The sequence below is a fragment of the Clostridium sp. Cult1 genome, assembly GCF_021655095.1.
Classification (GTDB): Bacteria; Bacillota; Clostridia; order Tissierellales; family Tepidimicrobiaceae; genus Schnuerera.
Genome location: NZ_PPXW01000001.1, coordinates 2,584,406 through 2,593,427, shown reverse-complemented (window position 1 = coordinate 2,593,427; position 9,022 = coordinate 2,584,406). Strand labels below are relative to the sequence as shown.

The following is a 9,022-nucleotide window of genomic DNA, read 5'->3' as shown; positions in this document are numbered from 1 at the left end:
CCAATATACCTCTTCCATGAACAGTCTAGGAGTTTTCCTCTACAACCAGTCTAATCCTTAGCCTCTTTTGCAATATTGGTTTCGATAACAAAACCTTCCTTACTTGGGCCCTAAGTAAGAAAAGTCGAACTTATCATCCGCCAACATCACTCAAGGCAGGCTACTCTGTATGTTTATTTTATATTTATACATACAGGTTTATCTTACCAAAAGGTAAGTCTCCACGAAAGTAGGGTCAACGCCTGCATGCCATTGCAGATCGCCCCATCTTTCTTACTCCCAGCTTCGACCCTCGACTGGGCGTCGCGAGCCAAAACAAGGAACTTCATCGATATGCCCTTCGACGGATTTTTAGCCCCGCCCTCGGGATTAGCTGTGTTGACTAGAATACTGTACCACTCTATTAAGTCTAATTAATTATAGCATAATATCTATAATTATTCAATCGTTTTAATAATTTCTGTTAATTAAATAATATGTTAACTCTTTGAAAAAATTTACTTTCTTATTGTCATAATTGTCCAATAATAAGATGGCATTTCTGCTCAATTCATCCACTTTTTTCTTTGCTTTATCTATATTCTTAAAACTTAAATAAGTTGCCTTATTAATTAATTCATCTTCTTCCCTATCCAAAATATCATCTCTAATCTGATAAGCTAAACCTAGATATAAGCCAAACTCTCTCATTCTTTCAATATTGTCTTCATTTCCTCCCCCTAAGATAGCTCCAGCTACTAAAGAAGCCTGAATTAGAGCAGCTGTTTTACATTCATACATAAATAAAAGTTTATCCTCATCCATATCAATCTCATTGGATAATAGATCTACTACCTGTCCACCAATCATACCAAATATTCCAGAATATTTGCTAATTTCATCTATTGCCCAAACATTTCTTTTGTAATCTTCAATTGTTTTTGAATTTTTTAAGGTGTAATTAATCATGGTTTCAAAAGCTAAATTTAGTAATCCATCACCTGATAATATAGCAATTGCTTCACCATAAATTTTATGGTTCGTCAATTTTCCTCTACGAAAATCATCATCGTCCATTGCAGGTAGGTCGTCATGAATCAATGAATAAGTATGTATCATTTCAATTGCCAAGGCGAATGGAATCGAATCTTCATAATCTCCTCCAAACATCTCGCAACTCTTTAATAATAATATGGGCCTTAATCTTTTGCCTCCAGTAAATAAACTGTAGTTAATAGATTCAAAAATTCTCTCTTGATAACCAGCTTTATTCATTAATAAATTTGATAGATTTTCATCTATTATACTTTTGGTATGTTCTAACTCATCTTTTAATTGCATCTTATTAAACCTCCATGAAAAAATCCTCTTCTACATAATTTTCATTTTCATCTTTTATTAAAATTTTTACTTCCCCTTCAACCTCTTTCAATATTTCATTGCAATAATTATATAAAGCAACTCCTCTTTTGAATTTTTCCAAGGTATCTTTTAATGGTAAATTTTCCTTCTCTAAATCTTCAATTATTCCTTCTAACTCTTTAACTGCTTCTTCATAGGTTAAATTATTTTTTTTCATAACAAAACTCCCCTTTGTTAATTTTAACCACTTTTACTTCAATAATACCATCTTTAATCAATAGTTTTAGCTCATCATCTTTTGATACATTATTTATGCTTGTAATCATATTATCATTTTCATCCAATATAATACCGTATCCTCTGTCCAATGATGATATTGGATTTAAATAATTAAGGCTACTAAATATATTTACTAAGTTATTTTTATTGCTTTCTAATTTTGTTTCCATAGCAAGTACAAGATTTCTAAATAAGCTATCCTGTTCTTGTACCTTTTCTCTTAATTGATAAATAGGACTATAAAAATCTAAACTCTTCTTAATATAATTCAGCTTTATTCTATTATCGTTTATAATGTAACTAAATAAATTACAAATACGAGTAAAACTTTGGTTTAAGTTTTCTATTAACTTATTTTGTTCTGGAGTAACTATTTCTGCAGCAGCTGACGGAGTCGCTGCTCTTAAATCTGCAACAAAATCAGCTATAGTAAAATCTGTTTCATGTCCTACTGCAGATACTATGGGTTTTTTCATATTATATATAGTTCTAGCTACAGATTCATCATTAAAAGCAAATAACTCTTCTATGGATCCTCCGCCTCTACCAGTAATAATTACATCAATATCTTCTCTCTTATCAAGATATTCTAATCCTTCACATATCTCTATTGGAGCTTTATCGCCTTGAACTAAAACAGGATAAATAATTATATTTGCTCTTGGAAATCTCCTTTTAATTACTGTAATTATATCTTTTATTGCTGCCCCAGTGGAAGAGGTAACAACACCGATCTTATTAGGAAATAAAGGTATTTCTTTCTTGTTTTCTTGATTAAACAAACCTTCCTTTTCTAATTTTGTTTTTAATTTCTCAAAAGCTGTAAATAATTGACCAATACCACTTTCTTCAATATCCTTTACATAAAGCTGATAATCTCCCTCTTTTTCATATATAGAAATATAGCCTGTAGCAATTACCTTAATACCATCCTTCATATCGAAATTTACTAATCTATTATTGTTTTTAAACATTACACATTTTAATTTCCCATCATCATCTTTTAATGAAAAATACATATGACCACTATAGTGGTGCTTAAAATTAGAAATTTCTCCTTCAACCCTAATGTTAGAAAGTAACCAATCACCAGCAAAAACTCTTTTAATATATTGATTCACTTCACTTACCTTTAAAGGTTTAGTTTCCATATTAATCACCTACTAGATATTTTCTCTTTACCCATAAATGCTATTCCAATACCATTATCTGTGCATAATTCAACATTAGTAAAATAAGGATTTATTTTTTTCTCCATTAAGTTATTATTTAGATATAATCTTAGAATTCTATTAGCTGATACACCACCAGTAATTAATATACTGTCTAAATTATACTCAATACAACTATTAACGATAGCTCTGTAGATTAATTTTGATATGGTATGAAACAAGGTGGCTAAAATATCTTCTCTAGAGTAAGAATAGGTTTTTATCAATTTTTTAAAATAATTTTCTAAACCCGACAAATTAAACCAAGTTTTTTCCTTTATACTAATAGGTATATTCAAACTTAATACATTTCCTCTTCTAGATATTTTATCCATTTCTTGACCACAGGGAAAAGATAGTCCTAATTCTACTCCAATTCTATCAATTAATTGCCCTAAACTTAGATCTAAAGTTCCACCAATAATTTCAATAGACAATTGGTTTTGTTTATTATTTACTAAAAGTAATTCTGTTGTACCCCCAGAAATATGAATAGTTAAAAATTCATCAGAATTTTTAAGCTGATTATATATGATTCCAGCACCGATATGTCCTTCTTGATGACTATATTCCCTATATTTAACTCCTAGTATTTTAGATAAAATAAAAGCCTGTCCTTTACCAGCTATAAAAACAGGCATATATGATCCTTCAATATTTCTAGGTTTATTACTACAAGAAATAGTATCAATTTTTCCAATATCAATTTTCATTACCATTTCTTCTATTAATAAAGGTAAATTATTGATATGTTGAAAAATAGCTTCCTGTTGTCTTAATCCCTTTTGTCCTTTTTTTACTTCCAATACCTTTCTCAAATCCAAAATAATATTATCTTCATCATCGATTACAGCTAAAGATGTTGTATACGCGGATGTATCAATGCCTACATAATACTTATTACTCATTTTTATCCCTTCTTCTTACAAATCCACCTAGTACTCCGTTGATGAACTTTGAAGATTCATCGGTACTGTAGATTTTTGCAACTTCTATAGCTTCATTAATTGATACTTCAACGGGTATATCTTCTCTATAAATTATCTCATAAATAGCTATTCTTAGAATACATAAATCTATTCGTGCTAATCTATGTAATTTCCATCCTTCAATATTTTCCATAATATGCTGATCTATCTCTTTTAAATTACTAATTATTGTATATATAGCATCTTCAACGTATTCTTTCTCGCTTATGCTAAAATTATTACTTTCAAAAAATATATTAACGATTTCATCAGAAAAGTCAGAATTCATTTCCATTTGATATAGCAATTTCATTGTTGATTCCCTAGCATATCTTCTACCCATTTTTGTCCTCCCTAATACATTTCATTTATTAGTATAGTTTTATTCATTGTTAAATTACATTCTCTTTGATGGAGAAAATAATCTATCTATGAATTTCTTTAAATCTTCTTCACTGTAAGATTTACTACCAAGATAATATCCAAGCCAAGTGCATAAAGCTATAAATATAGTTTTAAAAAATCCAATGACAAGTATTAGTATACCAATTAATAGCCCAATAAAACCACCTAAGGTTTTCCTTTTGTTGTCCTTAATATAATTAATTATTTCTTCAAAGAGTTCTCTAATCAATTTTCAAACACCTCAATCATCATTTTACATTCCTAATAGGTGTAGTGATATTACTAATAATTACTTTGATTTCATTAACATTTACTCCTGTACAGTTTTCTACATGTTCCTTAACTTTATTCTGAAGTTCCTTAGTTGTTTCAGGAATATTTATTTCGGGATAAACTTCCCCTTTTAAATCAATAAATATCTGGCCTTCTATTATATTAACCTTTGTTACAATGTTTTTTATACCAGTAAATTTGCTAGATATGTTTTCAACTAATCCCACAATAGTTTCGGAAGAGATGTTTATTTCTCCATAGTCTGTACGTTGTATTAAATATGTCATTCGTAATTTCTCATTTTCTGTTTTAACCCCTATTATAAAAGTTCTTAGGCTTAATAATAGTAGAGCAAGTCCTATCCCAACATATATATAATTACCTTTTATACCTTCTAAATAAAAATTAATCCTATCTGTAGATAGAAATTCCAACTGTTCAAAAGGAAATAATATCATAGTTATTGAGATGATAATTAAACAAATAGATAATATGGTTAATATAATCCTATCAATTATACTCATAATTGATTCATCCTCCTAAAATATATTTAAAATTACCCTCTGGTTTCCAGAGGGTAAATATACTATTTTACTCTTGGTTCATTCTCAACTTTAGGTTCTTCTTTAGGTATGTTTACACCCTGAACGTTAACATTTACTTCTACTACATTTAGCCCGGTCATAGTTTCAACTGTTTCCTTAACATTATGTTGAACTTTGGTTGCAACCTCAGATATTTTAGAACCATAGTCTACAATTAAAAAGATATCTATTGCTGCTTCCTTTTCACCAACTTCAACCTTCACACCCTTAGACAGGTTTTTCATACCTAGCATTTCTGTAATATCGCCAGTAAGACCTCCACTCATACTTGTTACACCATCTACTTCAGTAGCAGCTAAACCTGCTATAATAGCCACAACTTCATTAGCAATTTTTACTGTACCATATTTTATATTTTCTTCACTTGAAAACTCCGTCACCTTAGACACCTCCCATTATCTGAAAGTCCTTAGAGTTATTATATCAGAGGGTTAAGTTTTTTACAATCAATTCTAATTCTTTTTCATGATTTTTATATTTGATGCTTCTAAATCCGTTTCAGTCATTACAACATCTAAAATCTTTACTACATCTTGCTCATTAAGTTCTTCTGTAGATACGACTACTTTTGCACTTTCATCTGTAAGAAAAATTAATACATCATCAAATCCTTTGGCTTTTATCAAGCCTTCCACAACTAATTCCTTCTCTGAAAGTTCCCCTATTTTCATAATCTTTTTCTGAGCTTCAGTTCTCATTTCCTCATTAGTATTGTCATTATTAACAATTTCATTCAATCTATCGATTAGTCCTGCCCTTAGTTTGTCCCTTGATAGTCTTTGCTCAATATAATAATTTTTAGACCTTAAACTATCTTCTCTATTAATAGCCTCTTGTATATTTTCTTCAGTATTTTTAGTCATTTCTTCTATATCTTCGAAATTTTTTGTATCTAAAATCTCCATCTCATCTTTTTCATCTCCTTCAGATATCGCAGGGACTAAATCCTTATCATCTAAATAGTTTCCTTTAGCTAATTCCATTTCCTCATGTTTTTGATAATCGTTTGAAACTTTTGATAAAGCTTGCTTTGTTAGATTATGGTTAATATAGCCTGTAAAAATTAATAGTACTATCAACACAAATATTATTGCTGGTTTTTTAATAGATAACATTATTCATCCCTCCTATTTACTAGCATAAACTTCCACCTTGCTTCCAGATATCCCCAGCACCGTTTTAACTGCTTCATATAATCTTTCTTTTACTTCTAAATCCTCTGCTCCTTCAGCTATTACTATTACTCCTTTAATGGTTGGCTTTATCTCTTTTAAAACTATCAAAGAACCTTCACTACCTGTAACAACTTGAATAGTTGTATCCTCTCTAATGATTTCTCTAGTACCACCTTGAGAATCTAATTCATTGGTAGTTTCATTGTTTTTGGTAGTATTAAAAGCAGGAATTTTCTCTATAGTATCTTCTAAGGTAATCATTACCTTAACTGAACCTACCCCCTTTAACTGACTTAATACATCCTCAAGTTTATTCTCTAAAACAGTTCCGTAGTCTGTTTCAGTATTAGTAGGATTTTTAACTTCATTTTCTAACTTCAAATTCTGATTTACCCCTTTTTTTTCTTTGATAAAAATGTCAGCTATTATAATAAGTATGATTCCAATAATTAATATTATGAATAAATTCCTCATTAATTCCTTATTATTTACTTTTTCTAAATATTTCTTAATCCAATCAAAAAATTTATCCACCTTTTTCACCTTCCCTTGGAGTATTTAAAAAAACCCTTATGTTTTCTTTTGAGATATTATAATTTTTATAAATAGCATCTATTATTTCATTACTATTTTCTAATTCATGTAGTTCAGCTGATTCTTTCACCTCACCATCAATCCTAATTTCTTCAATTCCAACTGCAGGAATAGAATCTTTAGGCAATTTCTCCATATTATCATCATCTAATACTATATGGATATCTTTAATTTCACCATAATTATCTTCACCTTCATATATTGATATTCTAATTTCTGAAACTCTATATTCTGTTGCTTCATGGACAAGTCCTCTTATTTCATCCTTTAGCTTGTTAATATACATATCCTTTATCTGCTCTTCATGTAATGATGCTAATTCAATATCATTTTTCTTTTCAAGTTTTACTTGCTCCATAGTATTTATAAATACCTTTTTATCCAGTTGGAAATCCTTATTAAACAATTTCACAAAAGGTGTTATAATAACAATTATTACTAAAAGTCCTGTTACCATATCTATATATTTTTTCATGTTATTACTAGGTAATACTATTTCCATAATAGAAATCAGTACAAATATCATTGCAATATCTTTTACCCAGGCTTTTAAAAACTCTACTACCCCATATAATCACCTACCTTAACATAATGGTAGCATTTCCAGCTTCGACTATAACCGTTATGGTTATAAAGAACATTGTTGCTACAGAAAGCATTCCTACTAATATTAATAATAAGGACTTAGAAACTTCATTAAAACAACTAGAAATATTTATTGATGAAATTGGCTCTACCAATGCAGATATAGCCTTATAGGTAAAAATAATTATTATTATTTTTATGGCAGGAACAATACAAATAAAGAATAAAGCAACTAAACCGATCATTCCTATCCCATTTTTTAATATAGCCGAACAACCAACTACAGCTTCTACAGCATCTGAAAGGAATTTGCCTATTATTGGTACAAAACTATCTACAGCAAACTTAGCAGTTCTAATAGTAACTCCATCTATATTTGCACCTATACCATACATAGTAATTATTCCAATGAAAACAGTAAAAGAAGCACTGATTAATACAATAATTGTTTGACGCATTAATTCAGAAAGCTTTGAAAACTGTATTTTATTTGATATATTACTTATCACTCCAATAATAAAGGTAAAAAATATTAGTGGAAATATTAGGTTTTTAATAAGAGAGCCGATAATATTTATTACGCCTATTATCATAGGATGAAAAATCAACTTAGTGCTTGGCCCTCCTATTGCAATTAGTAAAGTCAATAATATAGGTAGTATTACTTGCATAAAATTAACCATTTGTACTACAGTTTTCTTACCTAAGTCTAAAGCCAACATAAAGCTATTTATCATTAGCATAGCCATTATTATATAGCATGCATAATGAGCTAATTGTGCTACCGTATCTTTTTCAAAAGTACTTTGTAAATTAGTTAGAACCGAACACGAAACGGTTATAATGAGTATTTGAGAAATTAAGCTTAAATTGTTTAATATTTCATTAAAAAAAACGTTGATTACTCCATCTTTAATTTGATTTATTTCTAGTTTGTTTTCGCCTTTTACTATAGACTTAATGCTTTCTTTTATGTTTATCTCAGGGAAAAAACCTTCATTTCCTCTCAATATATCTTCTAATATAAGTTCCAATTCAGTTATATTTAAACTATTCAATTGTTCTTGCAGAAATATATCTGTTATACTAGTATTTTCTTCTCCAGTTTTTTCAGCAAAAGAAATTGAAGAATATATTATCATTAAAAATATTATTGTAAGTATTATCCTTTTTTTCTTATCCATCTTATTCACCTTTAGGGAAGTATTTTTATTATTAATTCCATCAGAGCTAGTAAAATTGGTATTGCTAGTACCATCATAATTATTTTCCCACCTAATTCAATTTTTGATGCTATGGCTTCTTCACCTGCATCCTTAGATATTTGAGCACCAAATTCCACTATGTATGCTATTCCAATAATTTTCAATATAGTTGAAAAATATGTAAATTCAAGGCTTGTATTTTTAGCTAACTGACTTAATGTATCAACTACATACACCAATTTGTCCATAACCATAAAAAATATAATTATTCCTGTAACTAAACTAATAAAAATAGCAAATTCAGATCCAATAGTTTTCCTTACTAATACTGCTAGTATTGTTGATACAATTCCAATACCAACAATTTGTAAAATTATCATA

At 29.0% G+C, this 9,022-nt stretch carries 12 protein-coding genes and 1 pseudogene; all 13 read right to left on the bottom strand.

Going from position 1 to position 9,022, the window contains the following annotated elements:
• Window positions 1-450: 450 nt before the first annotated feature.
• Window positions 451-1,320 (bottom strand): polyprenyl synthetase family protein, encoded by an 870-nt coding sequence (locus C3E89_RS13120; RefSeq protein ID WP_236913389.1) that lies wholly within the window; start codon window positions 1,318-1,320, stop codon window positions 451-453.
• A 4-nt stretch (window positions 1,321-1,324) separates the two neighbouring features.
• Complete coding sequence (gene xseB / locus C3E89_RS13115) at window positions 1,325-1,558, bottom strand: exodeoxyribonuclease VII small subunit (RefSeq protein WP_236913388.1); 234 nt, start codon at window positions 1,556-1,558, stop codon at window positions 1,325-1,327.
• Window positions 1,545-2,771: an exodeoxyribonuclease VII large subunit gene (gene xseA, locus C3E89_RS13110; RefSeq protein ID WP_236913387.1), complete on the bottom strand. Its 1,227-nt coding sequence runs from the start codon at window positions 2,769-2,771 to the stop codon at window positions 1,545-1,547. The genes xseB and xseA overlap by 14 nt, the downstream gene beginning before the upstream one ends.
• Window positions 2,772-2,776: 5 nt before the next feature.
• A complete protein-coding gene (locus C3E89_RS13105) occupies window positions 2,777-3,739 on the bottom strand; it encodes a Kae1-like domain-containing protein (protein ID WP_236913386.1) in 963 nt (320 codons plus the stop codon).
• Window positions 3,732-4,142 carry a transcription antitermination factor NusB gene (gene nusB, locus C3E89_RS13100; RefSeq protein ID WP_236913385.1) on the bottom strand — a complete coding sequence of 137 codons (411 nt, stop codon included), beginning with the start codon at window positions 4,140-4,142 and terminating at the stop codon, window positions 3,732-3,734. Before nusB ends, C3E89_RS13105 begins: the two co-directional genes overlap by 8 nt.
• Before the next feature lie 54 nt (window positions 4,143-4,196).
• Complete coding sequence (locus C3E89_RS13095; protein WP_236913384.1) at window positions 4,197-4,433, bottom strand: DUF2273 domain-containing protein; 237 nt, start codon at window positions 4,431-4,433, stop codon at window positions 4,197-4,199.
• 19 nt (window positions 4,434-4,452) lie between these two features.
• Window positions 4,453-5,001: an alkaline shock response membrane anchor protein AmaP gene (gene amaP / locus C3E89_RS13090; RefSeq protein ID WP_236913383.1), complete on the bottom strand. Its 549-nt coding sequence runs from the start codon at window positions 4,999-5,001 to the stop codon at window positions 4,453-4,455.
• Between the two features lie 62 nt (window positions 5,002-5,063).
• Window positions 5,064-5,462 carry an Asp23/Gls24 family envelope stress response protein gene (locus tag C3E89_RS13085; protein ID WP_236913382.1) on the bottom strand — a complete coding sequence of 133 codons (399 nt, stop codon included), beginning with the start codon at window positions 5,460-5,462 and terminating at the stop codon, window positions 5,064-5,066.
• Window positions 5,463-5,534: 72 nt separating this feature from the next.
• Entirely contained in the window at window positions 5,535-6,197 is a 663-nt protein-coding gene (locus C3E89_RS13080; RefSeq protein ID WP_236913381.1) for a SpoIIIAH-like family protein, read from the bottom strand.
• A 12-nt stretch (window positions 6,198-6,209) separates the two neighbouring features.
• Complete coding sequence (locus tag C3E89_RS13075) at window positions 6,210-6,791, bottom strand: stage III sporulation protein AG (RefSeq protein WP_236913380.1); 582 nt, start codon at window positions 6,789-6,791, stop codon at window positions 6,210-6,212.
• Window positions 6,784-7,398 (bottom strand): annotated as a pseudogene (gene spoIIIAF, locus C3E89_RS13070) (stage III sporulation protein AF); the annotation flags it as partial. The gene C3E89_RS13075 and the pseudogene spoIIIAF, both read right to left, overlap by 8 nt.
• A gap of 31 nt (window positions 7,399-7,429) precedes the next feature.
• Entirely contained in the window at window positions 7,430-8,620 is a 1,191-nt protein-coding gene (gene spoIIIAE, locus C3E89_RS13065; RefSeq protein ID WP_236913378.1) for a stage III sporulation protein AE, read from the bottom strand.
• Between the two features lie 11 nt (window positions 8,621-8,631).
• Window positions 8,632-9,021: a stage III sporulation protein AD gene (gene spoIIIAD, locus C3E89_RS13060; RefSeq protein WP_236913377.1), complete on the bottom strand. Its 390-nt coding sequence runs from the start codon at window positions 9,019-9,021 to the stop codon at window positions 8,632-8,634.
• Between the last annotated feature and the right edge of the window lies 1 nt (window position 9,022).

What these genes read in the sequence shown, in the direction of transcription:
- C3E89_RS13105 (WP_236913386.1), bottom strand. Translation starts at nt 3,739, where the DNA reads ATGAGTAATAAGTATTATGTAGGCATTGATACATCCGCGTATACAACA.
- C3E89_RS13120 (WP_236913389.1), bottom strand. Translation starts at nt 1,320, where the DNA reads ATGCAATTAAAAGATGAGTTAGAACATACCAAAAGTATAATAGATGAA.
- C3E89_RS13080 (WP_236913381.1), bottom strand. Translation starts at nt 6,197, where the DNA reads ATGTTATCTATTAAAAAACCAGCAATAATATTTGTGTTGATAGTACTA.
- xseA (WP_236913387.1), bottom strand. Translation starts at nt 2,771, where the DNA reads ATGGAAACTAAACCTTTAAAGGTAAGTGAAGTGAATCAATATATTAAA.
- spoIIIAD (WP_236913377.1), bottom strand. Translation starts at nt 9,021, where the DNA reads ATGATAATTTTACAAATTGTTGGTATTGGAATTGTATCAACAATACTA.
- xseB (WP_236913388.1), bottom strand. Translation starts at nt 1,558, where the DNA reads ATGAAAAAAAATAATTTAACCTATGAAGAAGCAGTTAAAGAGTTAGAA.
- spoIIIAE (WP_236913378.1), bottom strand. Translation starts at nt 8,620, where the DNA reads ATGGATAAGAAAAAAAGGATAATACTTACAATAATATTTTTAATGATA.
- nusB (WP_236913385.1), bottom strand. Translation starts at nt 4,142, where the DNA reads ATGGGTAGAAGATATGCTAGGGAATCAACAATGAAATTGCTATATCAA.
- amaP (WP_236913383.1), bottom strand. Translation starts at nt 5,001, where the DNA reads ATGAGTATAATTGATAGGATTATATTAACCATATTATCTATTTGTTTA.